The sequence below is a fragment of the Mesorhizobium sp. BR1-1-3 genome (genome assembly GCF_020165455.1).
Classification (GTDB): domain Bacteria; phylum Pseudomonadota; class Alphaproteobacteria; order Rhizobiales; family Rhizobiaceae; genus Mesorhizobium; species Mesorhizobium ciceri.
In genome coordinates this window covers 1-25460 of record NZ_JAIUIC010000023.1, presented here as the reverse complement: position 1 = coordinate 25460, position 25460 = coordinate 1, and the positions used below count along the sequence as shown (strand labels likewise).

Annotated in this window: 25 protein-coding genes, 1 tRNA gene and 1 pseudogene; 11 read left to right on the top strand and 16 right to left on the bottom strand. The window is 64.5% G+C overall.

Annotated elements, in window-relative coordinates:
* Nucleotides 1–71: 71 nt before the first annotated feature.
* Nucleotides 72–782 carry a DUF805 domain-containing protein gene (locus LB559_RS31500; protein ID WP_063169563.1) on the top strand — a complete coding sequence of 237 codons (711 nt, stop codon included), beginning with the start codon at nucleotides 72–74 and terminating at the stop codon, nucleotides 780–782.
* On the opposite strand, the gene LB559_RS31495 is transcribed toward LB559_RS31500, so the two are convergent.
* The 6 genes from LB559_RS31495 to leuD form a co-directional block, all read right to left on the bottom strand.
* On the bottom strand, nucleotides 772–1260 hold the full coding sequence (locus LB559_RS31495; RefSeq protein WP_224675804.1) for a GNAT family N-acetyltransferase: 489 nt from the start codon (nucleotides 1258–1260) through the stop codon (nucleotides 772–774). The genes LB559_RS31500 and LB559_RS31495 overlap by 11 nt on opposite strands.
* Nucleotides 1261–1264: 4 nt before the next feature.
* A complete protein-coding gene (gene leuB / locus LB559_RS31490) occupies nucleotides 1265–2368 on the bottom strand; it encodes a 3-isopropylmalate dehydrogenase (protein ID WP_224675803.1) in 1104 nt (367 codons plus the stop codon).
* Between the two features lie 290 nt (nucleotides 2369–2658).
* Nucleotides 2659–3009, bottom strand: coding sequence for a VOC family protein (locus LB559_RS31485; RefSeq protein ID WP_127368683.1), 351 nt, complete (start codon nucleotides 3007–3009; stop codon nucleotides 2659–2661).
* Between the two features lie 13 nt (nucleotides 3010–3022).
* The gene (locus LB559_RS31480) at nucleotides 3023–3406 is read right to left on the bottom strand and encodes a RidA family protein (protein WP_224675802.1); all 384 of its coding nucleotides are present in this window, start codon (nucleotides 3404–3406) and stop codon (nucleotides 3023–3025) included.
* Between the two features lie 221 nt (nucleotides 3407–3627).
* On the bottom strand, nucleotides 3628–4557 hold the full coding sequence (locus LB559_RS31475; protein ID WP_224675801.1) for a hypothetical protein: 930 nt from the start codon (nucleotides 4555–4557) through the stop codon (nucleotides 3628–3630).
* A gap of 69 nt (nucleotides 4558–4626) precedes the next feature.
* Nucleotides 4627–5232, bottom strand: a complete 606-nt coding sequence (gene leuD / locus LB559_RS31470) for a 3-isopropylmalate dehydratase small subunit (protein ID WP_013528787.1) — start codon at nucleotides 5230–5232, stop codon at nucleotides 4627–4629.
* A 128-nt stretch (nucleotides 5233–5360) separates the two neighbouring features.
* Here leuD and LB559_RS31465 point away from each other — a divergent pair, with 128 nt between their 5' ends.
* The gene (locus LB559_RS31465) at nucleotides 5361–5786 is read left to right on the top strand and encodes a GNAT family N-acetyltransferase (protein WP_224675800.1); all 426 of its coding nucleotides are present in this window, start codon (nucleotides 5361–5363) and stop codon (nucleotides 5784–5786) included.
* 76 nt (nucleotides 5787–5862) lie between these two features.
* Here the strand turns inward: LB559_RS31465 and LB559_RS31460 are convergent, their stop codons facing one another.
* From LB559_RS31460 to LB559_RS31445, 4 genes and pseudogenes are all read right to left on the bottom strand, one after another.
* Nucleotides 5863–7029: an NAD(P)/FAD-dependent oxidoreductase gene (locus LB559_RS31460; protein WP_224675799.1), complete on the bottom strand. Its 1167-nt coding sequence runs from the start codon at nucleotides 7027–7029 to the stop codon at nucleotides 5863–5865.
* A 29-nt stretch (nucleotides 7030–7058) separates the two neighbouring features.
* A pseudogene (locus LB559_RS31455) lies at nucleotides 7059–8659 on the bottom strand (ATP-binding protein).
* Nucleotides 8650–9342 carry a response regulator transcription factor gene (locus LB559_RS31450; protein WP_224675798.1) on the bottom strand — a complete coding sequence of 231 codons (693 nt, stop codon included), beginning with the start codon at nucleotides 9340–9342 and terminating at the stop codon, nucleotides 8650–8652. Before LB559_RS31450 ends, LB559_RS31455 begins: the two are co-directional and overlap by 10 nt.
* 3 nt (nucleotides 9343–9345) lie before the next feature.
* Nucleotides 9346–10884 carry a DUF4173 domain-containing protein gene (locus tag LB559_RS31445; protein ID WP_224675797.1) on the bottom strand — a complete coding sequence of 513 codons (1539 nt, stop codon included), beginning with the start codon at nucleotides 10882–10884 and terminating at the stop codon, nucleotides 9346–9348.
* Between the two features lie 294 nt (nucleotides 10885–11178).
* Here LB559_RS31445 and LB559_RS31440 point away from each other — a divergent pair, with 294 nt between their 5' ends.
* Nucleotides 11179–12099, top strand: a complete 921-nt coding sequence (locus LB559_RS31440) for an HpcH/HpaI aldolase/citrate lyase family protein (protein WP_224675796.1) — start codon at nucleotides 11179–11181, stop codon at nucleotides 12097–12099.
* A 51-nt stretch (nucleotides 12100–12150) separates the two neighbouring features.
* A complete protein-coding gene (locus LB559_RS31435; RefSeq protein ID WP_013528780.1) occupies nucleotides 12151–12357 on the top strand; it encodes a DUF1737 domain-containing protein in 207 nt (68 codons plus the stop codon).
* Between the two features lie 186 nt (nucleotides 12358–12543).
* Here LB559_RS31435 and LB559_RS31430 read toward each other — a convergent pair whose 3' ends face one another.
* Nucleotides 12544–12966 carry a metallopeptidase family protein gene (locus LB559_RS31430; protein WP_023763026.1) on the bottom strand — a complete coding sequence of 141 codons (423 nt, stop codon included), beginning with the start codon at nucleotides 12964–12966 and terminating at the stop codon, nucleotides 12544–12546.
* Between the two features lie 182 nt (nucleotides 12967–13148).
* Here LB559_RS31430 and LB559_RS31425 point away from each other — a divergent pair, with 182 nt between their 5' ends.
* From LB559_RS31425 to LB559_RS31415, 3 genes are read left to right on the top strand one after another with little or no spacing between them, the layout of a single operon-like run.
* Complete coding sequence (locus LB559_RS31425) at nucleotides 13149–14171, top strand: ImuA family protein (RefSeq protein WP_224675795.1); 1023 nt, start codon at nucleotides 13149–13151, stop codon at nucleotides 14169–14171.
* Entirely contained in the window at nucleotides 14113–15591 is a 1479-nt protein-coding gene (locus LB559_RS31420; protein WP_027162864.1) for a DUF6504 family protein, read from the top strand. Before LB559_RS31425 ends, LB559_RS31420 begins: the two co-directional genes overlap by 59 nt.
* A complete protein-coding gene (locus LB559_RS31415) occupies nucleotides 15588–18935 on the top strand; it encodes an error-prone DNA polymerase (protein WP_224675794.1) in 3348 nt (1115 codons plus the stop codon). The genes LB559_RS31420 and LB559_RS31415 overlap by 4 nt, the downstream gene beginning before the upstream one ends.
* A gap of 95 nt (nucleotides 18936–19030) precedes the next feature.
* Here the strand turns inward: LB559_RS31415 and LB559_RS31410 are convergent, their stop codons facing one another.
* From LB559_RS31410 to LB559_RS31395, 4 genes are all read right to left on the bottom strand, one after another.
* Nucleotides 19031–19270 (bottom strand): Trm112 family protein, encoded by a 240-nt coding sequence (locus LB559_RS31410; protein WP_127388386.1) that lies wholly within the window; start codon nucleotides 19268–19270, stop codon nucleotides 19031–19033.
* A gap of 9 nt (nucleotides 19271–19279) precedes the next feature.
* Complete coding sequence (locus LB559_RS31405) at nucleotides 19280–19951, bottom strand: LON peptidase substrate-binding domain-containing protein (RefSeq protein ID WP_013528774.1); 672 nt, start codon at nucleotides 19949–19951, stop codon at nucleotides 19280–19282.
* A 106-nt stretch (nucleotides 19952–20057) separates the two neighbouring features.
* On the bottom strand, nucleotides 20058–21059 hold the full coding sequence (gene trxA, locus LB559_RS31400; RefSeq protein ID WP_063169575.1) for a thioredoxin: 1002 nt from the start codon (nucleotides 21057–21059) through the stop codon (nucleotides 20058–20060).
* An 84-nt stretch (nucleotides 21060–21143) separates the two neighbouring features.
* The gene (locus LB559_RS31395) at nucleotides 21144–21641 is read right to left on the bottom strand and encodes a prolyl-tRNA synthetase associated domain-containing protein (protein ID WP_013528772.1); all 498 of its coding nucleotides are present in this window, start codon (nucleotides 21639–21641) and stop codon (nucleotides 21144–21146) included.
* A 255-nt stretch (nucleotides 21642–21896) separates the two neighbouring features.
* On the opposite strand from LB559_RS31395, the gene LB559_RS31390 reads away from it, so the two are divergent.
* Nucleotides 21897–21971 (top strand) — tRNA-Gly (locus LB559_RS31390).
* 195 nt (nucleotides 21972–22166) lie between these two features.
* On the top strand, nucleotides 22167–22730 hold the full coding sequence (locus LB559_RS31385; protein WP_024504057.1) for a type 1 glutamine amidotransferase domain-containing protein: 564 nt from the start codon (nucleotides 22167–22169) through the stop codon (nucleotides 22728–22730).
* 43 nt (nucleotides 22731–22773) lie between these two features.
* Here LB559_RS31385 and LB559_RS31380 read toward each other — a convergent pair whose 3' ends face one another.
* Nucleotides 22774–23562 (bottom strand): SapC family protein, encoded by a 789-nt coding sequence (locus LB559_RS31380; RefSeq protein ID WP_224675793.1) that lies wholly within the window; start codon nucleotides 23560–23562, stop codon nucleotides 22774–22776.
* A 247-nt stretch (nucleotides 23563–23809) separates the two neighbouring features.
* Between LB559_RS31380 and LB559_RS31375 the strand changes: the two genes are divergently transcribed.
* Both LB559_RS31375 and LB559_RS31370 read left to right on the top strand, forming a co-directional pair.
* Nucleotides 23810–23968 (top strand): hypothetical protein, encoded by a 159-nt coding sequence (locus LB559_RS31375; protein WP_224675792.1) that lies wholly within the window; start codon nucleotides 23810–23812, stop codon nucleotides 23966–23968.
* The gene (locus LB559_RS31370; protein ID WP_224675791.1) at nucleotides 23965–25203 is read left to right on the top strand and encodes a M24 family metallopeptidase; all 1239 of its coding nucleotides are present in this window, start codon (nucleotides 23965–23967) and stop codon (nucleotides 25201–25203) included. Before LB559_RS31375 ends, LB559_RS31370 begins: the two co-directional genes overlap by 4 nt.
* Nucleotides 25204–25460 lie beyond the last annotated feature (257 nt).

Sequence of the window (25460 nt, the reverse complement as noted above, 5' to 3'; positions counted from 1 at the left end):
CGATGCGGTCTTGCCCATCGGTTCGGCCATGTGCCACACCTTGGCAGGGACGTGGCAAGTGGGGGTGGCAAATGCGCGGCAAAGTGCTTCACTATGACGAAGTCCAGGGCTTCGGCTTCATCACCGGAGCCGACGGCAACCGCTACACCTTCACCCGCGAAAACCTGCGCCGGGAAACCACTATGCGGAAGGGCGCGGGCGTGGAATTCCAGGCGGGCGGCGGCCAGGCGCGCGACGTCTTTTTGATCGCCGCCGAGACGGCTGCGCCGGCCGGCGACGCTGGTACGAGCGCCGCGCCAACTCAAGCCGGTAACGCACCATCCGCTTCTGCGCCACAGGCCCAGCATTTCGGCCGTTCCTCCGGGCCGGCCGAGCCCACCGATCTCTGGGGCTATTTCTGGCGTGGCGTGACGCAGAACTATTTCAATTTCGCCGGACGTGCCCGCCGCAAGGAATATTGGGGTTATTTCCTGTTCTGGGTGGTCTCGCTGCTTGTCATCGGCGGTATCGGTCTTTTCGCCGACAACGAAATGGGCAATTTCGACAGCAGCGTATCGGCGGCGGTAACCGTCGGCCTTTGCGGCACCTTCGTCCTGGCGACACTGCTGCCCAGCCTCGGCATGACCGTTCGCCGCATCCATGACATCGGCCTCTCGGGCTGGCTTTATCTGGTGGTGCTGATCCCGACCATCGGCAGCCTGATCATCCTGGTCTTCGCGCTGATCCCGACGCAGGCCCGCGAAAACCAGTGGGGACCGGTGCCGGCGGGCGTCAGGGTCTAGGGATGATCGCCTTCAGCGCCTCGCCCGAAAGCCTGAGAAAGACCTTCTGGCCGTGGCGTTCTGCGCCAAGCCGGTCGTAGAAGCGCTGCGCGCCTTCGTTCCAGTCCTCGCTGGTCAGGTCGATGCGGCCGATGCCTTCGCGCAGGCAATGATCGGCGAGAAAGCCGATCAGCGCCCGGCCGACACCAGCGTTGCGGGCTTTGTCGCGCACGAACAGGTCCTTGAGGAACAGCAGCCGCTCGAGATCGATACCGGGATGCGCGATCGCCACCGACGCCAGGCCGCTGACCTCGCCCTCGATGAAGGCGAGCGCGAAATGCGGATAGGCCGGGCTTTCCTCGCCAAGCCATTTTCGTGCCGCAGACAGGGCCCGGTCGGCATCGAGAGGCGGTTGCCGATAATGTTCCGCCATCTCGCAAAACATGGCCGCGAGCGTCGTCGCGTCCTCGATCGTCGCCCAGCGGACGTCGACCGTCACGGTATCAGCCCAGGAATTTGGCGATGATCGCGTCGCCCATCTCAACCGTACCGACCTCGGTCATGCCATCGGACATGATGTCTTTCGTCCGCAGGCCCGCGTCGAGCACGGCGGCGATCGCGCCTTCGACGCGGTCGGCTTCATCGACCATGCCGAAGGAATAGCGCAGGCACATGGCGAAGGAGGCGATCATGGCGATCGGGTTGGCAATGCCCTTGCCGGCAATGTCGGGCGCCGAACCGTGCACCGGCTCGTAGAGCGCCTTGCGCCTCTTGGTCTTCACGTCAGGCGCGCCGAGCGAGGCCGACGGCAGCATGCCGATCGAGCCGGTCAGCATAGCGGCGATATCGGACAGCATATCGCCGAACAGATTGTCGGTGACGATGACGTCGAACTGCTTTGGCCAGCGCACCAGCTGCATGCCGCCGGCGTCGGCCAGCATGTGGTCGAGCTTGACGTCGGAATAGCGCGCCTTGTGGGTCTGGGTGACGACCTCGTTCCACAACACACCCGACTTCATCACATTGCGCTTTTCCATCGAGGTGACGTGGTTCTTGCGGGTGCGCGCGAGTTCGAAGGCGACGCCCGAAATGCGCTCGATCTCGAACGTGTCGTAGACCTGCGTGTCGATGCCGCGCTTCTGTCCGTTGCCGAGATCGATGATCTGCTTGGGCTCGCCGAAATAGACGCCACCGGTCAGCTCGCGCACGATCAATATGTCGAGACCTTCGACCACCTCCTGCTTGAGCGAGGAGGACGCCGCCAGCGCCGGATAGCAGATGGCCGGGCGCAGATTGGCGAATAGCTCCATGTCCTTGCGCAGGCGCAGCAGGCCGGCTTCCGGGCGCACCTCATAGGGCACCGCATCCCATTTCGGACCGCCGACGGCGCCGAACAGCACCGCGTCGGCCGCCATCGCCTTTTCCATGTCGGCATCGGAGATCGCCGCGCCATGCGCGTCATAGGCGCAGCCGCCGACCAGCCCCTCATCGGTGGCAAAACCGCTGCCGAGCCTGTCGTTCATGACCGCGATCAGTTTCTTGACCTCGGCCATGGCCTCAGGACCGATGCCGTCACCGGGGAGCAGGAAAAGATGCTTCGTTGCCATGGAGAAACCGTCCTGGAAAGATTTGAACCGCGGCCTTGCTAAACGCCAAGCGAGTTGCATGCAAGCAGGAACGCAGCGATCACGGATAACCCGATTCGTTGGTGATCCGTAGCGCCCCCCTCTGCCCTGCCGGGCATCTCCCCCTCAAGGGGGGGATTGGCAGCATTATCGTTTCGCCTCTTCTTTCTGACGTGGAGATTGGCGAACGCCGAGGCGACATCCAATCTCCCCCCTTGAGGGGGAGATGGCCGGCAGGCCAGAGGGGGGCGCTGTCCCGCCGGCATACGTCATCACTGATGCGAGAGAATGTTGACCAGCCGGCCGAACGGATCGCGCACGTAGAAGCGCCGCACGCCCCACGGTTCGTCGGCCGGTCCGTATTCGATGGCAAAGCCCGCCGCCTTCATGGCATCGAGCGCTGCATCGACATCGTCGACCTCGATCGAGAGATCCGGCACCGGCGTGCCGGAACCGCCTTGCGCCATGAAGCTGACCTGGACATCCATCTTTGCTTGCGAGCCGTAGGTCGCGATCCAGCCGAGGTCCATCAGCAGGTCGAGACCGAGCACATCCTGGTAGAAACGCTTCGCCGCCGCGACATCCGCTGTCTCGATATTGGCAACAATGCGCTGGACTTTCATCGTCGGTCGCCCTTCAGGCCGTGCGCCGCAGCGCCGTCACCTCGATCTCGATCTTCATTTCCGGTTTGTTGAGTTGGCAGACGATCATCGTCGCTGCCGGCCTGATGTCACCGAACGTCTCGCCGAGGATCGGGAAGACTACATCCACGAAGGCCTGGTCGGTGACGTAGTAATGCGCCCGCACCACGTCAGCCATCTCGAAGCCGCCTTCCTTCAGCGCCTTGCCGATCGCCGCCAGGCAATTGCGCGTCTGCGCCTCCACCGTCTCCGGCATCGTCATCGTCGCGTAGTCATAGCCGGTGGTGCCGGACACAAAACACCAGTCGCCCTGCACCACGGCGCGCGAATAGCCGGCGGTCTTTTCGAACGGCGAACCGGTGGAGATGAGTTTGCGCATATGAGGGGCCTTGCTTGGGTTGTCGGCCAGCATTAGCAGGCGGAACGGCGCGGGTCGTGGGCCAAGCCAGGCAAACTGTTATCCCGGAAGCGAAGCGCGAACCTCCGAGATTGGTTGAAGCATCCCTTCCGTCGTCATCCTATGGCGGAGCAAGGAGCGTAGCGACGCGGCGCAGACCATAGGATGACGAAAGCGAGGGGGTGCTGCGCAACGCTAAAGCTTTAATTTGCCGCCCCCAGCGCCTTGTCCAACGCCGCCTTCACATCCGCGGGCCATGTCGCCACACCAGGCCACGCCTGCGGCTGGCCATTGTCGCCGCGGCGGGCGAAGTAGAGTTTGCGCTGGGCCGGGTCGACCGCCATGAAGCCGTCATTGCCGCCGCAGTCATGCGGCACGCAGCCGCTGGCGTAGAAGGCGCCCGAAGCGGTCTTTTCGGTGCCGCCGCCGACCAGCAGACTGGTCGCCATGTCGGCCATGTCCTTGCCGAGCAGCTTTTCCGCTTCCGTGTAGACGGCCTCATTGTGGAAGGCGTCGATGATGTTCTGGTACTTTTCCGGATCGATGTCTTTCCAGTCCGTTCCGGGTTCCGGCATGTAGGTCAGATTGCCCGAAATCGTCAGCCCGTCGGTCGGCGACCATTGCAAAGCCGGCTTCTGATCTCCCGGCAACAGGTAGGGCACGAAATAGATGGCGTTGTCGGACACCGCCGAGGGCGGCGCGCCGCACTGGTCCTGCTCGACCGTGGTGCTCTGGATCGTGCCGCCTTCCGGTTTCCAGACGATCACCGTCGCCGGCCCGCATTGATTGCCGCCGTCGCCGACATCGAACAGCGCCACCTTGACGCCGCCGACCTCGACTGTTTTGTCGAAGAAGACATCGTAATTGCTGGCCAGCTGCTGACCGTCATAGGCGAGCACCTTCTCGCCGTACTGTTCCTTCTGGGTGATGGTCAGCGTGCCGCCTTCGAATGGGACGGGAGCTTGCTTGTCGTCATCGGAAGCATCGGCGGCGTTCGTCCCCTGATCGGCGGACGGCTGCTCCGTCGCCGGGGCCGGCTGTGTGGCGGGCGTCTGGGTCTGCGCAGACGCGCTGGCGATTTGCCCCAGCAACAAGGCCAGCCCGCAAAGGCCGGCAAGAAGCGAACGTGTCATGACTGTCCCTCCACTCAGTCGCCGCGAACCGGCCCGAAAGGCCAGATCCATCCGTCCGGAGCGCGCCGCTCAGGCCCAGGGGCGCTGTTCGGCGTTGCGCTTCTCGAACGAAGCGATGGCGCCGGCTTTCTCCATGGTCAGGCCGATATCGTCGAGCCCGTTGAGCAGGCAGTGCCGCTTGAAGTCGTCGAGGTCGAATTTGACCACGCCGCCATCCGGCCCACGGATTTCCTTGGCTTCGAGGTCGACCGACACCGTGGCATTGGAGCCGCGCGAGGCGTCGTCCATCAGCTTCTCGAGATCCTCGGGGCTGACGGTGATCGGCAGGATGCCGTTCTTGAAGCAGTTGTTGTAGAAAATGTCGGCGAACGAGGTCGAGATGACGCAGCGAATACCGAAGTCGAGCAGCGCCCATGGTGCGTGCTCGCGGCTGGAACCGCAGCCGAAATTGTCGCCGGCGACCAGGATCTGTGCCTTGCGGTAGGCCGGCTTGTTGAGCACGAAATCCGGGTTTTCCGAACCGTCGTCCTTGTAGCGCATTTCGGCGAACAGGCCAGTGCCGAGCCCGGTGCGCTTGATCGTCTTGAGATAATCCTTCGGGATGATCATGTCGGTGTCGACATTGACGATCGGCATCGGAGCGGCGACGCCGGTGAGCTTGGTGAATTTTTCCATGGCTTTTGCCCGTGTTTTCGTTGCGGGGGAATTTGCTGAGGCCCGGTTTACACAAAGCCGGCGGCAAATAAAAGGCAACTGTTCGTGCACGGTGGCACAAGCCGGCCCGATGGTGCAATCTGGCGGCCATGGCAGAAAACGCACACGTCCTCTACGAAAGAGGACCCGCGCTCGACATCGCCGAATTCCGTCGCGTGCTGGTCGAATCCGGCCTCGGCGAAACACGGCCGATCGATGATGAAGCGCGGCTGCGGGCGATGCTGTCGGGCGCCAATCTGGTGCTGACCGCGCGCCTTGATATTCAGGGCAAGCCGCTGATCGGCGTCATCAGGGCGATCACCGACTTCTCCTGGGTCTGCTACATCTCCGAACTCGCCGTTTCCCGATCGGCACAGGGGCTCGGCATCGGCAAGGGCCTGATGGACGAGGCGCGCCGGCAGCTTGGACCATCGGTCGCCATCAGCCTGATCTCCATGCCCGATGCCGTCGGCTTCTACGAACGTATCGGCATGAAGCGCATGGCCGACGCCTTCTGGTTCGACCGCAAGGGCTGAGGCTCGCTCGAAATACTCTTCCGCAACCGTAGCGATCCTTCGCGCCAGCGTCAAAAAGGACCTTCCCTTTGCCCGCTCAAATCACATTCAATTCCCGGAACGCCCTTCCCTCCGCCACCCGCTCATACCCGAACGCCGAGCAATCCACCGTGCGATAACCGCCATGCACGATCAGTTCGGCCAGCGCTTTGCCCACTGCTGGCGCCTGCTGCAGGCCGTGGCCGGAAAAGCCGTTGGCGAACAGGAAATTGCCGACGTCGGGATGCGGACCGATCACCGCGTTCTGGTCGAGCGTGTTGTAGTCGTAGTGGCCGGCCCAGGCACGGGTCGGCTTGATCGCCTCGAAGGCGGGAATACGGGTCGCCAGCACCGGCCAGATCACCTCTTCGAACAGTGGCCAGTTTACCTCGAAGTCGCCGGGATCGGGTGCGCAGTCGCCTTCCTCCGGTTCGGCGCCGCCGGTGAGGTAGACCGAGCCTTCCGGACGGACATAGATGCCGGAGGGATCGACCAGCAGCGGCATGTCGGCATATTTCTCGCGCGCCTCGAAGACGAAGACATTGCGCTTGCGCGGCTCGACCGGCAGCTCAAGCCCGGCCATGGCAGCCACCTTGCCGGCGTTCGGGCCGGCGGCGTTGACGACGATGCCAGCCTCCAGCGTCTCGCCATTGCCGAGGCTCACTCCCGTGACGCGGTTGCCATCGCGCGCGATGCCGGTGACATCTGCGGTGATGAAATCGACTTTCTTCTGCCGCAGCGCCTTGCGGAACAGCGTCAGCATCGCATGCGCGTCGAACCAGCCTTCGCCGCTGCGGCCATAGGCGCCGGCTGAAATGCCCTCGGGCGACAGCCATGGGAACCGGCGCACCAGTTGATCCGCCTCCTCCAGCACAATGTCGGCGCCCTCGGCGATCTGCGCCTGGTGATTGCTCCTCAGGATCGGCAAGCCGTCCTCGCCGGCAAGGATGAGGTAGCCGCCCTCGCGAAAGCCGATATCGGCGTCATCCCCGAACTCTTCCTTCAGCCGCCGGAACAGCTTCAGCGTGAACTGCGACAGGCGGATGTTTTCCGGGATCGAGAATTGCTGGCGGATCGAGGCCATGGACAGCGTCGTTGCCGCATGCGCGAATTGCGGATCACGCTCGATCAGCGCGATCGTGCCGGAAAACCCTTGCTCACGCAGGTAATAGGCGACCGAGGAGCCGACGATGGCTCCGCCGATGATGACGATGTCGTAGCGCATGTTCTCTCCGATCCGGCCGATAGTGTCCTTCACGCCACCGGCAGAATGACCTCGAAGCGCGTGCCGCGCTCGCTGTCAACCAGCGCGATCATACCATCATGCGCTTTCAGGAGGGCCAGCACGATGCCAAGCCCCATGCCGTGCCGCCCTGTTCGCGCCGCGTGGTGAAGAACGGCTCGAAAATGCGCGCCCGGTTGCTCGGCGAAATGCCGGCACCGTCGTCGCTGACCAGGATGCTCGCCTTGCCGCCGGCGCTCGTAGCGGAGACAGAAACCTGCGTCGCGCCATGCCTGGCCGAATTGTCGATGAGATTGGCCAGCACGATAGCCGCGTTCTCGGCCGATATGCGCAAGTCGATGTCGCCGCCCGCCCCGACGCTAACCGCGAGCCTGTTGTCGACGGGCAGCAGCGCCAGCGCCGCACCGAGCGATGTGCTTTCGCCGCTCGGCGCCAGGTTTTCGGCGCGTGCCAGGTCGAGCAGGCGCCGCACCAGCAGATTGAGCCGCCCCGCATCGGTGACGATATTGTTGGAGAAACGCCGCCGCTCCGCATCGTCCATCGCGCCACCGGAATCGCGCAGCAATTCGGCCGCGCCCTGGATCGCCGTCAGCGGCGATTTGAGCTCATGCGAGACATGTGTGGCGAAAGTCTGGACCGAGTCCGACCGCGCCTGAAGCTTCTCGGCCATGTCGAGGAAGGCGGCGGACAGCTCCGCCATCTCTCGCGTGCCGTGGTGGTCGAGCGGCCGGATCGCCGTGCGGTCGCCGGCGGCGATGCGCTCGGTGCGGTCGATCAGCGCATAGATCGGCCGGCTGACGGTGCGCAGGAAGATGAGACCGATGAGCAGCGTGCCGCCGAGAATGGCGATCGCCGCCAACGTCACCTTGCCACGTTCGCCATAGAGATGCTTGATGATGTTGTTGGGCGTCCGCGACACATAGACGACGCCGGCGACCTGGCCGTCGACAGCGACCGGCAGGGCGACGAAGACACGCACCTTGGTGCCGCGGCTGACCGAATAGAGCGGTGGCGTCGGCTGGTCGGGAATGCGCAGCCTGAGCGCGCTGGCATAGTGGCCGGCAAGTGCTGTGCGCACCTCTTCGACCGCACTGAGCGACTGGCCGACCTCGCCGCGCCCGGCAATGACGACGCCCCGGGGGTCGAGCAGCCGGAAGCCGGCCAGCGTGGTTTTCTGGGTGGCGTCGAGGATGCCGGACAGGCGCGCGCCGATCACCGCGAAGGCGGGATCGACGATCGCCGGCATCGCCGCCGGCCGGGTCGGCAGGACATAATCCGAGGCAAGATCGAGCTGCGGTTCGATTGGCCTGTAGAGCGGGTCCGGATTGACGCTGCGGCTTGAATCCCCACTTGGCTCCGGCATCGGCGCACCGAGCTTTTCCGGTGGGATGCCGGCGTCACGTACATCCCGCGCATAGATGGCGGCGATGGCAGCGCCTTGCGCGATCAGCTCCGCCTCGGTCTGGCGGATCAGCTGGTTCTCGTAGAGGCGGAAGAAGAACAGGCCGACCAGTGGCAAGGCCATCACCATGATCAGGATGGCGACGACGACCGTGGCAAGCCGTGGCCGCCATTTGCGGCCGATCCATTTGCTGGAGGCCGTCAGCCGCATCGGCCAAGCCGGAAGCCGACGCCATGCACCGTCTCGATGACATTTGGGCAACCCACGGCTGCCAGTTTGGCGCGGATGTTGCGGATGTGGCTGTCGACGGTGCGGCCGGCGACGTGGATGTTTGCGGCATAGGCGCTGGCCGTCACCGCGTCGCGGTCGAGCACATGCGCCGGCCGCGCCAGGAACCCCTTCAGGATCGAGAACTCTATTCCTGTCAACGATAACGGCTTGCCGTCGAAGCTGGCGGTATGGCTGGCCGGCGCCAGAGCCAGTTTGCCATGCGAAAACCGCCTGTCGTCGGCCGGTTCGGGCGCCGCCGGGCGGGCGCGCCGCAGGATGACGTTGACGCGGGCAACCAGCTCGCGCGGGCTGAATGGTTTCGTCACATAGTCGTCGCCGCCCATTTCGAGCCCGAGGATGCGGTCGATTTCCTCGTCGCGCGCAGAGAGGAACAGCACCGGCACATCGGATATGTGCCGCAGCCGCCGGCAGACCTCCAGCCCGTCCATTTCCGGCATGCCGATATCGAGCACGACGAGGTCCGGTGCCCGGCGGCCGATTGCCTGCAAGGCGGCGGCACCGTCGGCCACCCCTGTCGTTTTCATGCCGGCCTTCTCCAAGGCAAAGCAGATCACCTCGCGGATGTGCGGGTCATCGTCGGCGACGAGGATGTGATGCGGCATGGATCAGCGGCCCGGCATGGAAGGTTCGATAGCGGAGGGAATCACGAACGGCTCCTTGGTGTCGAGATATCGAAGCAGCCGCCAGTCGCGAAAGCTCCAGGCCCGCCAGTTCTGCTGGATAGTTCGATACCAGATTTCGTCGCTGCCGCGCACGCCGGCCAGTTCGCGGACAGTGCCGGCGGCTGTCGTCTTGCCCTGGTGCTCGAGGAAGCGATCAAGCGCGGGAAACGCGCCCGGACCGAGCGAGTGAAGATACCAGGCGTCTAGGGGAATGCCCTGGCCGGTCATTTCGAGGGAATGGTCGACATTGTAATTGGCGATCGTTGCTGCGAAATTGATGAAACAGCCGGCATAAAGCGTCAGGGATAACGTCAGAAGATTGGCGGACAGCAGCCATTCGTTGGATTTTCTAAGCGCGATGCGGGCAATGATCAGGGCAAGGCCTGCTGCCACCAGCCCCATCCAGACAAAGGCGGCGACGCGCCAGTAGGTCAATGCATAGATGCCGACATAGAGGTCGAGCCGCAGGATCGACGAGATGACCAGCATGATGTTCTGCGCCACCCAGGCATAGACCAGCCGGCGGATCAGCGGATCGGCCGAGGTTTCGCTGCCGGGTCGCAGCGCTGCCAGCACGAAGCCGGCGGCAAGCAGTGCCGTGACGATCAAGGGATAGGCGCCACGATGCGCGTAGGAGGCGTAGCTCAGCCCATCGGGAAGCGCTGCCCCGCCCCACAGATAGGCGGCGTCGAGCGCCGTCTGCAGCGCAAACAGGATGTTGAAGACGATCAGGGCGCGCAGGATGGCGGCCTTGCCGAACAGGATGTCTTCGATGGTGGTGGCGGTTTTGCCGGCTCGAGCGCTGACCGCCGGCAACGCGCGCGGGATGCGGCGAACCAGGCGCGGCAGGCGCGGTCGCAGAAAAGCCCAGACAGCGGCGAGCACGAACAGCCAGAAGGCAATCCGCGCCAGCTGGATAAGATCGAGCAGCCTCACGAGATCGATCAGCGACAGCCAATAGTCGATGACCGGATTGGCGGCACCGAACAGCGCTAGGAAGACCGCGCCCAGCGTCAGCGGCATCACCCAGACGGCGATCGCCGCCAGCCGGATGCGACGCCCACCGAACCGCCGCGCCGTCCTGCGCCAGCGGATGAAATCAATGACGAAGCGGAACGGCGCCGCCAGCCCGAACAGCACGATCTGCCCGGCAATGCGGGCGATGCTGTGCCGCAGCCGGCCGCTCAACGAAAGCGCGAAGACGGTCAGCGCCGCCAGCGCGATCGAGACCGACAGGGTGCTGACGTTTTCAGCCAGCGGCAGCAGCGGGACAAGCAAGGCGATGGGCTTGAGCCAGACCCGGCCGTCGTTGAAGGCGGCCGGGTGCACAGCGACGACCGCCGCGGCAATCAGCAGGGCGAACAGGAAAACCGTGATCCCGGCGGGCTGGCCATAGAACAGAAAATCCGCGAGCGCTGCCAGCAGGATGGCGACACCGAAACGGCTGCAATAGCTCGGCGCGGCGGAGAACAACGCTGTCATGACCTGGCTTTCCTGATGGCTTCCAGCCGAACCGTTGGCGGGCTTCTGCGGACAAAGGGAATGAGGGTTGCGACGGGACGCGCGCGCGGCGGATCGGCCAGCCACCAGCCCTCGCTACGCAGTCGGTGAGGCAGGGACCAACGGGACTTTGCTCGCTTGTGCATGCCGCTTGTCTCGCAAGCGGGCGGGGAAACGGCAGGGCGGATCCGAGGAGGTTTTCCGCAGGCCCGTGCAGTTTTCGTGCAGGGGTAAACGCTGCCGATCTCCCCCCTCGAGGGGGAGATTGGCAGCTTCATGCCCCGACTTGCCTCGACCAACCACAAGCGGCATAGATCATCCATGGAAACCTATCGCCCGCGCCGCTCCGTGCTCTACATCCCGGCCTCCAGCGACAAGGCCTTGGCCAAGATCGCGCAGCTTGCCTGCGATGCCATCATCATCGACCTGGAAGACGCCGTCGCTCCGGCCGACAAGATCGCCGCTCGCGAAAAACTGGCCGGCATTTTCGCCGGCCATTCCGAGAGACGCTGCGAGATGATCGTGCGCATCAATGCGATATCAGGCGAATGGGGCGCCGACGACCTGCTGGCTGCCGCAAGCTGCGAACCCGACGGCATCCTTCTGCCCAAGGTCGACACGCCGCGCGACCTGCTCGAGGCCGGCGACGTGCTCGACGATAATTTCGCTCCCCACAGCGTGAAACTATGGGCGATGATCGAGACGCCCAAGGCGCTGCTCAACATCGGCGCCATCGCCGAACTTGGCCGCGATCCGGCCTCGCGGCTCAATTGTTTCGTTGCCGGAACGAATGATCTGGTCAAGGAGACCGGCATTCTGGCGACGCCTGACAGGCGCTACCTCGTGCCATGGCTGATGCAGATGGTGCTGGCCGCACGCGCCGGCGGCATCGACATGCTCGACGGCGTCTCCAACGATTTTCGCGACCTCGACGCCTTCGCCCATGAATGCGCGGAAGCCGCGGCCATGGGGTTCGACGGCAAGAGCCTCATCCACCCGGCCCAGATCGAAGCCGCCAACCGCGCCTTCGTGCCGTCCACGGAAGCGGTGGCCGAGGCACGCTCGGTGAAGGAAGCCTTCGCGCTCGCCGAGAATGCCGGCAAGGGTGTGATCGCGCTGAACGGCAGGATGGTCGAACGGCTGCACCTGGCGCAGGCCGAAAAACTGCTGGCGAAGGCAGCCGCCATCGGGTCATAAATGCTCGATGGATGCGAGCGGACTACAGCTACTCACGACAGGAATTGAACAATGAAACTCTACCGCTTTCTGTCCGCTCCGGACGATGCCAGCTTCTGCCACAAGGTGACAGCGGCGCTGAACAAGGGCTGGCATCTGTTCGGCTCGCCGACCTATGCCTACGACAAGAAGGCCAAAGCGATGCGTTGCGGCCAGGCCGTGGTCAAGGATATCGACGGTCAGGAATACGGGCCCGATACCAAGCTGAGTGACTGGTAGATTTGAAAAGCTCCGACGCAGGTGTGTTGAGATTCAGGTCAGGCCGAGTCGAAAATGGTGGTTTCCGAGAACCGGAGCGGAGCGTACTTTTGGGTACGTGAGCACAGTTCTACCGCGACGCGGTAGAGCGGGGAAGCGCAGGAAGCCATCATTTGCAGGCGGGCATCACCTGAATATCAGCGCACCCTACTCCGCCGCCTCTTCGATCTTCTCCATATCATCGTCCGACAGGCCGAAATGGTGGCCGATCTCGTGGATCAGCACGTGGGTGACGATGTCGCCCAGCGTCTCTTCGTTCTCGGACCAGTAATCGAGGATGGCGCGGCGGTAGAGCGTGATGCGGTTCGGGCCTTCGCCGGTCTGCGGGTTCCAGCGCTCGGCGATGCCGCGTCCCTCGAACAGGCCGAGCAGGTCGAATGGCGTTTCCAGCGACAGATCGTCCATGATTTCGTCGGTCGGGAACTCGGCGATCTGGATGACGATCTCGCCGGTCAGCTTGCGAAAATCCTCCGGCAGATGGGCGTACGCCTCCAGCGCCAGGAACTCCATTTCGTCCATCGAGGGCGAGAGTTCGTCGTGCCAGGTGCGGGTCTTGTAGATGCGGGCCATGCTTTGTCCTTTGATCCCGGCATATAGGCTTTCGCACCGGAATCGGCAAATGAACGGGCCGATGCGCCTGCGCCATCCCTGCAGAGAGGAATAAATTCCCCATGACTCTGCTTGACTCTTGGGATGCGCTCTGGAATCTATAGGAACATAACAGGAACAATTGTGAGTGGAAGCTGACCGTCATGGCGATGACCGCCGTGGCGCGGGAGACTGTTTTTGCCCTGCGCCGCCAGATCGCGAAAATCGAGGGAACGCTGCCCGAGCGCTTGGCTGCGCCGGCAGCCGCACCCTTTGATGCTGACGTCAACACTGATCTCACAATCGTCCGGCGTGGCATTGCCGCGGCGTTGCCGGATGCGTTCCTGCCTATCGGCGTCGGGCGCCTCGATGCCGCCCTGAGCGGCGGGCTGCCGAAGGCCGCCCTGAGCGAAATCCATGGGCTTGAAACCCGCGATGCCGGGGCCGTCGCCGGCTTCGCTTTGTCGCTCACCAGCCTGATCCTCAAGCAAACGCCGGGGCTGCCGGTGCTGTGGATCGGCACATCGGAGATTTTTCGCGAGGCCGGCTTTCCCTATGCCAGGGGGCTTCACGCCTCGTTCGGCATCGAGCCGGAGCAATTGCTGTTTTCCGAGGCGCCAAGGCTCGTCGATGCACTGTGGGTCGCCGAGGAGGCGGCCCGGATGACGGCGCTCGCCGCCGTCATCCTGGAAATCCGCGGCAATCCGCAGCGGCTTGACCTGACCGCGACACGCCGGCTGCATGCAAGGGCGCAAGCGGCCGGCCGGCCGGTGTTCCTGCTGCGGCAGGCGGCTGGGCCCGAACCGACGGCGGCACCCGTCCGCCTCATCGTCGCCTCGGCGCCGGCGGTGCCGCGCGACACCATCGCCGGGCCGCTGGCCGGCTCGATCGGCCGCCCGGCCTTCACCCTCACCATCGGCAAGAGCCGCACGGCCCTGCCTGGACAATTCACACTGGAGTGGAACCCCGATGAACGCGCATTCGACGAAAGAGCGGGCGAGGCAAGAGACCGGGCAAAGAATCCTGTCCCTGTGGTTTCCCTATCTGGCGGCGGAAAGAATCCTGCGCCAGCGTCTGGGGCGGTCCTGGCGTTCCCGGCCGTCGGATCACCCATCTCACCCGCCGCTCGTGATCAGCCATCGCGACCGCAACGCACAGCGCATCTCGGCCCTCGACGAGCGGGCTGAGGCGCTGCACCTGAAGCGCGACATGGGCATCGCCGATGCGCGCGCCATGCATCCGTCGATCGACGTCGTCGAGGCCGATCCGGAAGCCGATCGCCGCCTGCTCGAAGGCCTCGCCGACTGGTGCGACCGCTACACCCCGCTGGTGGCGCTGGACGGGGCAGACGGCCTGTTTCTCGACGTCACCGGCTGCACCCATCTGTTCGGCGGCGAGCGCGCCATGCTGGACGACATCCTGTCGCGCTTCTTCCATCAGGGTTTCGATGTCCGCGCCGGGCTTGCCGCGACGCCGGGCGCTGCCTGGGCGGCGGCACGCTTTTGCGGCGACCGCATCGTTGTGTCAGGCGAGGAGGAGGCGCTGCTGGCGCCCCTGCCGCTGGCCGCGCTGCGCATCGAACCTTCGACCCGCACCAGCCTGGAAAGTGTGGGCCTGCGCACGGCGGGCGCCGTCATGGCCGCACCGCGCGCGCCGCTCGCCCGCCGCTTCGGCGCCCTGCTGCTCCTGCGCCTCGACCAGGCGCTTGGCCGGCTCGACGAGGCGGTGTCGCCGCGCCTGCCCGTCGCGCCGCTTTCGGTCGAACGCCACCTCGCCGAACCCGTCACACTGACCGAGGACATCGAACGGCTGGTGGGCATGCTGGCGGCGACCTTGAAGACCGACCTCGAGCGCCGCGGCGAGGGCGCCCGGACGCTGGCGCTGCTGCTCTTTCGCGTCGACGGCGCCGTCAGCCGCATCGCGCTCGGTACCTCGCGGCCGATGCGCGAACCCATGCTGATCCAGAAACTGTTCCATGAAAGGCTGGCCGCGCTCGAACAGGATATCGATGCCGGCTATGGTTTCGATCTGGTGCGGCTCTCGGTGTTGGCATCAGCCACCTTCGACATGCAGCAGGCCGATCTTGCCGGCGAGGTGACCGACGACGGCGCCGATATCGCGCTGTTCGCCGACCGCATCCGCGCCCGGCTCGGCGATGGCGCGGTTCTCCGGCCGGTCGCGGTCGAAAGCCATCTGCCGGAGCGTGCCGTCGCCACCATCCCCTTCACCGACGCGCCGTGCCGGACCACGCCGCCGAAGAAGCCGGACAGGCTGCAGGCACCAAAAACCATATTTCCGCCGGAACGACCGATCCGGCTGTTCCGCTCGCCCGAACCCATCGATGTGCCGGCCACCGAAATGCCGGAAGGACCGCCGCTGAACTTCCGCTGGCGGCGCGCGCTCTACCGGGTCAAGCGCGCCGAAGGGCCGGAACGCATCGCCGCCGAATGGTGGCGGGAAGCGCCAAGCGACGAGGCGGCATCGACGCGCGACTATTTCCGCATCGAGGATGCCGACGGCCGCCGCTACTGGCTCTACCGGCAAGGCCTCTACGGCGGCGCCTCGCAAGTCCCGCCGCGCTGGTTCCTGCATGGAGTCTTCGCATGAACGCGCTGACCGTCATTCCCTATGCCGAGTTCGGCATCCAGTCGAATTTCTCCTTCCTGCGCGGCGCCTCCAAGCCGGAGGAGCTGGTGGTCGCGGCCAAGCTCCTGGGCTTCTCGGCGATCGGACTTGCCGACCGCAACACGGTGGCCGGCGTGGTGCGCGCCTGGCAGCAGGCCAAGGTCGAAAAACTCTCCTATCACCCCGGCTGCCGGCTGGTTTTTGACGACGGCACGCCGGACATCCTCGCCTATCCCCAGGACCGCAAGGGCTGGGGGCACCTCTGCCGCATGCTGACGCAAGCCAATCTGCGCGACGAGAACGAAAAAGGCGCCACCCTTCTCCAGCGCGGCGACCTGCTCGAATGGGGTGACCTGATGTCGCTGGCGGTCCTGCCCGGTCTGTCGATGGGGGCGCAAGACAGTCTTGCCTTGCTTGGTGAGCTCAAGGGCCGTTTCGGCAGGAACCTGCGGCTTGGCGTTTCGCCCGACTACGCCGGCAATGACCGTTTCCGCATCGAGCAGGCGGCAGCACTTGCCGAGAGCGCCGGCATTCCGCTGATGGCGACCAACGACGTTCTTTATCACACCGCCGAACGACGCCCGTTGCAGGACGTGCTGACCGCGATCCGCCTCAACACGCCCGTTGCCGAGGTCGGGCTGCAACTCTCCGCCAATGCCGAGCGCCATCTGAAGCCGCCGATGGAGATGGGCCGCCTGTTCCGCCGGCATCCGCAGGCGCTGGCCGAGACGCTGCGGTTTGCGCAAGAGCTGACTTTTTCGCTTGGCGACCTCCAGTATAACTACCCCGACGAGCCGACGGAATCGGGTCTTGGTCCACAGGCTGAGCTGGCGCGACTGGCGCGGGAGGGGGCGGCGAACCGCTATCCGGCTGGTGTGCCGGATTCCGTGACCAAGCGCATCGAGGAAGAGCTCGCTTTGATCGAACGCCTCAACTATGCCCGCTATTTCCTGACTGTCTACGACATCGTCAAGTTCGCGCGCAGCAAGGATATTCTCTGCCAGGGACGTGGATCAGCCGCCAATTCGGTCGTCTGCTTCTGCATCGGCATCACCGAAGTGGGGCCGGAAAAAATCGATTCGCTCTTCGAGCGCTTCATTTCCGAGGAGAGAAACGAGCCGCCGGATATCGACGTCGATTTCGAGCACGAAAAGCGCGAAACCGTAATCCAGTACATCTACGAGAAATACAGCGGCAAGCGCACGGCACTTGCCGCCGCCGTCATCAGCTATCGCGGCCGGTCGGCGCTGCGCGAAGTGTCGAAGGCGATGGGCCTGTCCGAGGATGTCAGGGCATCGCTTTCCGGCTCGATCTGGGGTTGGTCGACATCGGAGCTTGGCGAGAAGGAAGCCCGCGCCGGCGGCCTCGACCGCACCGACCCGGTGTCGAGGCACGTGATGGAGCGTGCCAATGAGATCATGGGCTTCCCCCGCCATCTCTCCCAGCATGTCGGCGGCTTCGTCATCACCAGGGACCGGCTCGACGAGATTGTGCCTATCGTCAAGACGGCGATGGACGAGCGCAAGATGGTCGAATGGGACAAGGACGATCTCGACGCGGTGAAGATCTTGAAAGTCGACGTGCTGGCGCTCGGCATGCTGACCTGCCTGCAACGCGCCTTCACCTTGCTCACGGATCACTATCCTAATGCGCGGGATGATTATGGGCAGCCCTATGTGTTGGCCACCCTGCCGCCGGAGGACAGGCAGGTCTACAAGATGATCTGCCGCGCCGACACGCTCGGCGTCTTCCAGATCGAATCGCGGGCCCAGATGTCGATGCTGCCGCGCCTCCAGCCGAAAACCTTTTATGATCTCGTCATCGAGGTGGCGATCGTTCGGCCGGGCCCGATCCAGGGCGATATGGTCCATCCCTATCTGCGCCGCCGGCAAGGCAAGGAACAGGCCGAGTATCAAAAGCCGGAGCTGGAAGCGATCCTCAAGAAAACGCTTGGCGTACCGCTGTTCCAGGAACAGGCGATGAATATCGCCATCGTCGCCGGCGGTTTCAAACCGGGCGAAGCCGATGAACTGCGCCGCGCCATGGCCACCTTCAAGCGCACCGGCACCATCGGCAATTACCGCGACCGTATGATCAATGGCATGGTCGGCAAGGGCTACACGAAGGACTTCGCCGAGCGCTGCTTCAAGCAGATCGAGGGCTTTGGCGAATACGGCTTTCCTGAAAGCCATGCTGCTTCCTTCGCCCTGCTCGTCTATGCCTCCTGCTGGTTCAAGACCTTCTATCCCGACGTGTTCTGCGCCGCGATCCTGAATTCGCAGCCGATGGGGTTTTACCAGCCGGCCCAACTCGTGCGCGACGCAAGCGACCATGGCGTCGACATCCGCGACGTCGACGTCAATTTTTCGGTGTGGGATTGTACGTTGGAAAAGGCGCCATTCGATCCGGCCCGCATCCTGCCACGCCATGCCGAAATGCGCGGCGTCATCGAGACGAAGCATGCCGTCCGGCTCGGCTTCAGGCAGATCAAGGGCCTGTCGAAGGAGCGCATGGAGGCTTTCGTCGAGCGGCGCGGCTCAGGCTATGTATCCGTCAGGGATGTCTGGCTGCGCTCCGGCCTCGATGTCGGCGAGATCGAAAAACTGGCGCAGGCCGATGCCTTCCGCTCGCTCGGTCTTGACCGTCGCGAAGCCCTGTGGGCGGTGCGCGCGCTCGACGGCAAGAGCGCCGCCGAAAGGCTGCCGCTGTTCGACCAGCCGGCGCTTCGCCTGCGCGAGCTGGAACCGGAGACGAGGCTGCCGAAAATGCCGCTCGGCGAGCATGTCATCCACGATTACCGCGCGCTCGGCCTGTCGCTGAAGGCGCATCCGGTCGCCTTCCTGCGCGAGCGGCTCGACCGCGCCGGCGTCATCCCCAATGCGAATCTTCCTTCCGTGCGCGATGGCAGGCGCGTCTCGGTCGCCGGCCTCGTGCTGGTGCGGCAGCGCCCCGGCAAGGGCAATGCGATCTTCCTGACGCTGGAGGACGACAAGGCGGTGGCCAACATCATCTTCTGGCAAAGAACCTTCGACCGCTATCGGCCTATCGTCATGGGGGCCCGGTTCGTCAAGGTCACCGGGAAATTGCAGTCGGAATCGGGTGTGGTCCACATCGTTGCCGGGAAGATCGAGGATCTGACGCCCTGGCTGACCGTGCTTCTGGAGAAGGTCAGCGAGGCTGCACCAGCGGTTCCTCCGAGAGACCTCGCCAAGGACGGTTCGGATCGCTTCAGCCCCGCCAAACAAAGCGCGCCGATCCGGCAGGATCTCGCAACGCTGTCGGAAGAAGCGGAACAGGTCATGCCCAAGGGGCGGAATTTTCAGTAGGCAAGGCCATGCCAAGAACGGAACGAAAGCGGACGTCGGCGATCCTTCGCGCCCCCTCTGTCCTGCCGGCCTATTGGGTACAAGAAACGTGCCCCTCAGCCCGGCCCACCCAGACGTGGCGGCGGCGGGGCCAGCACATCCTCCACCGAAAGCGTCCGCGCCTCGGAAGGCAGCATGATCGGGATGCCGTCACGCACCGGATAGGCAATCTTGGCGACCCTGGAAATCAGTTCGCCGCGCTCCGGATCCCAGGCCAGCGGCCCCTTGGTCAGTGGGCAGGCCAAGAGTTCCAGCAGCCTGGGGTCGACCTTCTTCCCGTCACGTCCGTCCGCCATCGCGCCCTCTTACTGCAAACTCGACCCAAAATCCTCATTCTCGCGCGCCAGCGCCATTTCGGTGATGGCGATCAGCGTCTCGGCCCGGGTCTTCAAATCCGCCGCTTCGAGCAGCGCCTGTTTCTCGGCTGGCCCGTAGGGCGCCATCATCGACAACGCATTGACCAGCATGGCATTTTCGGCCCGGCTGACGCTTTCCCAGTCGGCCTCGAGGTCGTTGGCCTGCAGATAGGCGCGAAATGCCTTGAGCAGCGATGGCCGGTCGATCTCGTTGCCCGCCTGGTCCTCATCGAGATCGGCAAGGAAAGGCGAGGGCTTGCACTGGCGAAACGGCGTCTTGACCGTCAATTCATGGGCGATGCGGAACCGGCACACGCCCTGCAGCGAAATCAGGTAACGGCCGTCGCCGCTCTCGGAAAAGGCGATGATGCGCCCGGCGCAACCGACATTGCAGAGTTCCGGCTCGCCGTCGTCGCGCAAGGCCCCGTCGAGACTGGGCTGGATGACGCCGATGAGCCGCGAGCCGGCGATCGCCTCGTCCACCATCTGCAGATAGCGCGGCTCGAAGATGTTGAGCGGCATGCGGCCTCCCGGCAGCAAAAGCGCCCCCTCGAGCGGAAAGATAGGGATCGTCGACGGCAAATCCTTGGCGAGCCGGTAATGCGCGTTTCCCGCTTGCACCTCATTCCTCCGATCGCGCCATCAAAAAGCGCGTGAGTTCTTGGCCCTAATCTGGCGCAATCATCGCCGACGCCAAGCCCGTGCGGCAAAACAACCGGCAGCCGGCTCAGGAAAACAGCAGCGCCGACAATTTGCGGCGCGCGGCCAGCGTCGCCTCGTCGGTCATGCCCCAGGCCTCGAACAGCTGCAGCAATTGCGTCCTCGCGCCATCCTCGTTCCAGGCCCGGTCGGCCTTGATGATGGCCAGCAGATTGTCGGCGGCGGCCGTACGGTCGCCGTTGGCGTTCTGGATCATGGCCAGATCGAAACGCGCCTGGTGATCTCCGGGATTTTCCGCAAGGCGCCGCTCGAATTCGGCTGGATTGCCGAGAGCCGCCGCCTGCGCCGCAACCGCCATCCTGGCGCGCAGGGCTGCCACCGGCGGCGCATCCTTCTTGGCCTCCGGGGCTGTTGCCAAAAGCGCCTCGGCGCCTTCCGTGTCGCCGGCCTCGAACAGCAGCTCTCCCAGTCCGGCGATCGCCTCGATCGTCTCCGGCGCCTGCGCCAGGATGGCGTCATAAATGTCGGCCGCGGTCTGCATGTCGCCGGCGTCGCGCGCCTCGGTCGCCGCAGCCAGAGCTTCGGCCACCGGCGGCGCGCCATTGCCCTTGCCGCCGACCTTGGTGATGAATTCGTTGATCTGGCTCTCCGGGATGGCGCCCATGAAGCCATCGACCGGCTGGCCGTCCTTGAAGGCGATGACCGCCGGGATCGACTGGATGCCGAGCTGGCCGGCGATCGACGGATGGTCGTCGATGTTCATCTTGACCAGCTTGACCCTGCCGCCGGCGGCCTTGACCGCCTTCTCCAGCTGCGGCGTCAGTTGCTTGCAAGGTCCGCACCAGGGCGCCCAGAAATCGACCAGCACCGGCTGGCGGCGCGATTCCTGGATGACATCGGCGGCAAAGGCAGCCGTCGTCGTGTCCTTGATCACATCGGCGGGAGCGGCGGGCGTATCGCCAAGCGCGACTTTCGCCGGCGCCGGCGCGGTTCCACCATACTGCACCGAGGTGGTGTACTGGCCGCCATTGCCGCCAAAGGGGCCGCCGAACGGATTGTTGTCGCTCATCTCTTTACCCTTCCGTGGCGCCGCCGGCCGGCGGCCAGGCGCCCTATGCTTCAGACCATCGGTTTTAAGCCATCCATGTGGCGATCACGCGGAGACTTTCAAGATAGCAGCATCGTGCCCGGTTGCCTCGACGAATCTGATCAGGTCGCTCGCTGCGATCGATGTCGTCGCCTCATTGGTCAGCGGATGCCCATTGATCACCGCATGCTCCATCAAATCCTTGTCGAGCACGAGCTTGACCCTGTTTGCCGTGTCGTTGATGATGCCAAAGACCGTGACGGCGCCCGGCGTGACGCCGAGCAGCTCCATCAGCATCTCCGGTTTGCCGAAAGAAACCCGGCTGGCGGCGCCGATCACTTGGTGGATCTGCTTCAGGTCGACGACCGCGTCCTCGCCGACGGTGACCAGAAAGAAATTGTCCTTCTTGTCCTTCAGGAACAGGTTTTTCGTGTGCCCGCCGGCGATCTCGCCGCGCAGCGCCTGCGAATCGGCGACGGTATAGAGCGGTGGATGGCGCCTGGTCGAGGCAGCAATGCCCAGCTCGGCAAGAAAGGCAAAAAGTTCGGCTTCGGTCTTCGGCATCGGTTTCGTCTTCGTCCCGTTTGTGAGCCCATGCCGTTTACGGCCAATGGGGCGGCCGACACAAGACCGTCATGCGACATCACGGTGAGCGGCACCCGCCCTTTGCGGTGGCGCCCCCGCCGCGTGCCACTCGCGCGCCCGCCGGCGGCTTGCCGGCCTCGCTTGCCGGGTCGTAAAAAAGCCTGCGATTTCCCTGTTGCAATCGCCGCGCTCTTCAGCCATATAGGCCCGGCTTGCGGCCAAGACGCCGTGCGAGCGGGTGTAGCTCAGGGGTAGAGCACAACCTTGCCAAGGTTGGGGTCGAGCGTTCGAATCGCTTCACCCGCTCCAATTTCCTCTAAGGAAATCAAGCATCGAAAAGCCGCGGTCCGCCGCGGCTTTTTCGTTTTTGGACATTGTCGAACTGGGAGCTTGGGCCGAACTGCGCTTCGTCCATCCGCCTCTCATGTCACATAAAATTACAGCCAGGAACGCGTCCCGCCTCGCCTCGTTAGCCCTCCATCACCTAACGATGGAGAAAAACCAATGCAGGATATTTCCGGTAAGCGCGTCGCTATCCTTGCGACAAACGGGTTCGAACAATCCGAGCTTGAAGTTCCGCTCAAAAAATTACGCGAGGCGGGCGCCGAGGTCGATGTCGTGTCGCTCGCAAGCGGCAAGATCAAAGGCTGGGACCTCAAGGACTGGGGTCGGGAGATTCCTGTCGACAAGACGTTGGATGAGGCGCGGGCGGACGACTATGACGCGATCGTCCTGCCCGGCGGGGTTATCAATCCGGATCTGCTGCGCGTCGAGCGAAAGGCCCTGGACTTCATCGAATCGTTCTGGTCGGCCAAGAAGGTCGTCGGCGCGATCTGCCATGCGCCCTGGCTTCTCGCCGAGACCGGCATCGTAAGGGGTCGCCGGGTCACGTCTTACAAATCGATCAAGACCGATGTGATCAACGCCGGCGGTCTGTGGGAGGACACCGAAGTCGTCACCGACCAGGGGCTCGTCAGCAGTCGCAATCCCGGCGATCTCGACGCGTTCTGCGACAAGCTCGCCGAGGAGATCAGGGAAGGGCGGCACGACAGAAGGGTTGCTGCCTAGCCGCCTGTCCGCCCAGACGATCGACCGCGCAAGCTTTTCACAGTCAGCCCTTCGCCCCATCCGCCTTCCGCAGCGATGCCTGATGCACCAGCGAGGTCCAGCTGTTGGTCGAGGCGAGGTGGCAATAGAGCAGGCCGAGCGCGCCTGATTTGCGCAGGTCGAGAAACGCCTCGTCGCTCAATTTGTTGAAGGCCGGCTCGTCGATCACCTGGAAGTCGGTGAGATTGAGCACCTCGCCGCCCTCCAGCGTCACCTTGCTCTGGCGCGGCGAAAACAGGCCGTGCGCATCGATCTTTTCGACCATCTCGCGGGTGGCTCGGAAGTCGATCTGGAACTGGTTGCAGAAGGCGAGCGCCTGTCTGGTCGCTTCGGTCGGCTCGTTGCCGGTGAAGAACGGCAGGATCTTTTCGTCGCGCAACGGCGCCAGCAGCTGGTCGACGACACGGTCGCTTGCCCGGTCGGCGCACAGCGTCAGCCGGCCGGCCGATGTCGGGTCTTCGGCCAGGATGAAGGGGAAGCGGCGGACATAGGCGGGGATGTAGTGGGGCCCGGTCCATTTGCCGTCGGCATCGACGAACAGGTTCTCGTTCTGGCGCACGCCGGTGATGATCACCGGCGACTTGGCCGGGCCGATGAAGACGATCGGGTAGGAGCGCATCGCCGCCGGCATTTCCGACGCGACCACCGGAATGGCGTGCGCCGAGCGGGCGAAGCCGAAGTCACTGCGCGCGGTCAGGCCAAGCGAGCCGTGCCGCGCCGGATTGAGCGCCTCGGGCCTCGAATAGAACAGCGGCAGCGCATCGCCCGGCACGTCCGTCTTTGCATCCGCCATCATCCGTCTCCCGCACGCCCATCAGGCTGCCAATGGTCCCGAAGCCGGGATCTATGCTTGGTTGCGCTGATCTTGATCGAAAGGAATCCCGCGCAAGACAAAGTACTACAGCGTCTCTTGCGCGCATAAAAGGACGGGCGGTGCTGTTTGGGCTGGCGCCAGTGAAGTGTCTTGGCCGACCAGCGACAGCCCGCCGGACCTCTGGACAGCTTGCCGCGAAGCGGCGACAGTGCCGCCGGCAGGGTGCATGGCATCGGTATCGGATTTCGAGCAGGGAAAACCCTTCACGGTGGAAGCCAGCGGCAGGCAAATCCCGCTCGAACTGAGCGTGGTCAACAACATCGCCGCCGCCCCGCGCAAGGGCGGCGGCTTCCCGCTCCTGGCCTCGCGCGAGAGAAACCCATGACAGGCTTTGTCGACCGCCAGCGCGCGGCGCAACTGATGGACCGCGCCGGCATCGAGGCGCTGGTGCTGTGCGCGCCCGAGGCCTTCCACTATGCGACCGGAGCCTCGATCGGCCCGGCGGGACTGTTCCGGCGCGCCGGCGCCGGCTTTGTCGTCATCCCGGCTGGCCGAGACCTGCCGATCGGCGTCGTGGTGGCGGACTTCAATGCGGGACAATTGCAGCGGGTTCTGCCGGACGCTGTTATCCGCAGCCACCCGATCTGGATCGAAGCCGCCACGCTGGACGCCTCGACGTCAGGGCAAGGGTTGCCGCAACGCATCGAGGCCGGCCTTGCCGGCCGGGCGCCGGGTTTTTCTCGACCCGCGACATTCGAACTCGCCCGTGCCGTCGACGAGCTGAAGCAGATCCTGACCGGGTTCGGGCTCGGGCGCGCAAGGGTCGGCGTCGACCTCGATTTTGTTCCCGCCGCCGATTTCTCGGTCATGCAGGCGCTGCTGCCGGCCTGCACGATGGTCGACGGCTCGGCCGTGCTCGACAGGTTGCGGGCCATCAAGTCGCCGCGCGAGATCGACCTGCTGCAGCAAGGCATCATCTTGTCGGAAGCCGGGCTGGAGCGGCTGCAGGTCGATGCGATGGCCGGCATGCGCCAGGCCGATCTCATTGCCCTCTACCGGCAAGGTGTCGCCACGGCCGCGTCCGGCCTGTCTCATCCGGTCCAAACTGCCGAATATGTGACGCTGGGCGCTCGGGCCAAAGATGCCGATGCGAAAGCGATGCCTGGCGATCCGCTGAAGTGCGACATGGTCTGCACGGTCGGCGGCTACGCCTCCGACATGTCGCGCAACTTCACCTTCGGGCCGCCATCCGCCGAGCAGGCCGAACTGCACGCCATTGCCGAGCGGGCCTTTGACGACGGGCTGGCGTCCCTTGTTGCGGGAACCACGCTCGCCCACGTGCATCGCGTCGCCACCGACAGCCTGGCGCGGCAAGGGCTGCGCACCTACCGCCGCGGCCATTTCGGCCATGGCGTCGGCCAGTCGGTGTTTTCCGAACAATGGCCGTTCATCGCCGCCGACAGCGATGTCGTGATCGAAACCGGCATGGTGCTGGCCTTCGAGATCCCGCTCTACATAGACGGCCTCGCCAGCTTCAATCTCGAGGACCAGTTCCTGATCACGCCGGACGGGCCCAAGCCGATGAACAGGCTGCCGCGACGGCTGGAGAGGATTGGATAGCGAGGCGGGTCACTGCAGGGACAGCGCTCTACGCCCCCCTTGCCCTACCGGGCATCTCCCCCTCAAGGGGGGGAGATTGGCAGCTTCGCCGTCTCGCCCACCTTACCGTGTAGATGATTTGGCGAAGGCTGTTGAGCGCGTAATCTCCCCCCTTGGGGGGGAGATGTCCGGCAGGACAGAGGGGGCGCCTCGCGCAAACTCGTCAAGCATAGCCAACCCGCCAGAGACACTAATTGCCTCTCCGATAAATCCCTTGC